This is a genomic window from Mesobacillus sp., from assembly GCF_049588175.1.
In the GTDB taxonomy this organism is placed as follows: domain Bacteria; phylum Bacillota; class Bacilli; order Bacillales; family Cytobacillaceae; genus Mesobacillus.
Genome location: NZ_JBAVFI010000604.1, coordinates 1 through 1736, shown reverse-complemented (window position 1 = coordinate 1736; position 1736 = coordinate 1). Strand labels below are relative to the sequence as shown.

The 1736-nt window shown below is 38.8% G+C and carries 2 protein-coding genes; both read right to left on the bottom strand.

Features of this window, described 5'->3' with window-relative positions; all coding sequences use genetic code 11:
* Positions 1–730, bottom strand: a 730-nt coding sequence (locus WB217_RS14655) for a YhgE/Pip family protein (RefSeq protein ID WP_423993974.1), incomplete at its 3' end; no start/stop codon positions are given.
* Between the two features lie 73 nt (positions 731–803).
* The gene (locus WB217_RS14650) at positions 804–1376 is read right to left on the bottom strand and encodes a TetR/AcrR family transcriptional regulator (protein ID WP_423993973.1); all 573 of its coding nucleotides are present in this window, start codon (positions 1374–1376) and stop codon (positions 804–806) included.
* Positions 1377–1736 lie beyond the last annotated feature (360 nt).

The window sequence follows — 1736 nt, the reverse complement described above, 5'->3', positions numbered from 1 at the left end:
GTCCTGAAGCAAGGGAGTTTGCTCCATTAGCAACCTCTTTGATACCTGACTTGGCCGACAGCATTCCATTGTTAAATTCAACAGATTTCCCAGCGAGAACAGAGAGATTTTCATAGAGCTCATTTGAACCATTTTTTAATTTCCCTGCACCATCCATTAATTCTGATGCGCCATCACTTGCCTTGTCCAATCCATCAGCAAGTTCACCTATTTTATCAAACATTGTTTCTGCATAGGTTTCAGACACCTTCTCAGATACAGAGGCCTTAATTCTTTCAGCTGCCGTTTCACCGATTTGAGCAGAAAGAAAGTTAAAGCTTTCATTCGGCATGTAAATGAGTTCAAGTTTTTTTGGTGTGTCATCCAGTAATGTGGTAGCATTTTCGGAGAAATTCTCAGGAATTTTTATGAGCATATAATACTTTTGCTCTTTTAACCCTTTTTCCCCCTCGGCTTTATCCACATAGTCAAAACTAAAGTCTTTGCTTTCCTGCAGTTTCTCAACCAAATTATCCCCAAGCTCCAGTTGTTCCCCTTCGATCATCGCTCCTGAATCCTCATTGACAATAGCTACTGGCAAATCAGATAGATGTTCATAAGGATCCCAAAAAGCCCACAGGAACATTCCACTGTACAGGACCGGGATAAAAATCACAGCGATAATTGGAATCAACAGCTTCTTATTGCGAAATATCGCTAACAATTCCTGTTGCAATAGTTTGTTTTTCATTGTTGTCCTCCCCTTGGTAATAAATGACCATTTTGTTCATTTGGTCAATCAATTCCATAAATTAAGGATTATCCTATATAGACAATCCTTTAAAAATGTAAAACTCAAACAGCTCTGAGATTTCTTCCTTTTCAAGCGGTTTATGTTTTTTCTCCCAGTCAAATATAAAGGCAATGTAGAGTTTCATCATGATAAACGCCGTCATTTCGGGATCGCACTCTTTAATCTCCCTTTTTTGAACAGCCAGGATGACCTTATCCTTAATATAGTTGATAATGGCTGTTTCCATTTTTGTCATCACTTCGATTACTGCCGGTGTCCCTAGATCTCTCGCTTCCTGTGAAAGCTTGATCGTAAGCTGATGTTCTTTACGGAACTCAAGGAGCTTATACAGCGCCCGATGAACATTTTCGTAAAATGACTGAGATGGATCTACTGATTCGTCGGCAACCCGCTTCATTTCCTTGATAAGCCTGTTAACGATCTCATCGAAAAGTTCCTCCTTGTTCTTGAAAAAGGTATATATCGTACCTTTTCCAACATTGGCCATTTTGGCAACCTGGTCAATGGTTGTAGCCTTATAGCCATAGAGAGAAAATGAATTGGATGCTGAATCAATGATTTGCTGTTTTCGGTCGATTGCCATGATTACACCTCTCTACGAATAAAAAATGACCAAATGAGAGAAATGGTCAATTCGTTCGATAATTACTTTATCACAAATGTTTTTTCTTTACAACATAAATAAAGTTGTTTTGTTACTTAATTTGTGGATTTTAGGATTTCTAATGATTCCCATAGTTATGAGCGTGAAGTAAAAGCCATTTAGATTCGTGAAACAAGTTCAAAAAAGGAGGTACTTTACTAAACGTTGCTGTTTTGTTTATAAACAAATCGATGACTAGAGCAGTAAGTGCTAGGCTCCAGCGGGACAGATGGCCTGTTGGATAACTTAATGAGCAAAAACTGGAAGAAGTGGGCGCCGAAAAGACGTCTTGGGTACCTG

Coding starts and splice junctions, on each gene's coding strand:
- WB217_RS14650 (WP_423993973.1), bottom strand. CDS start 1,376: ATGGCAATCGACCGAAAACAGCAAATCATTGATTCAGCATCCAATTCA.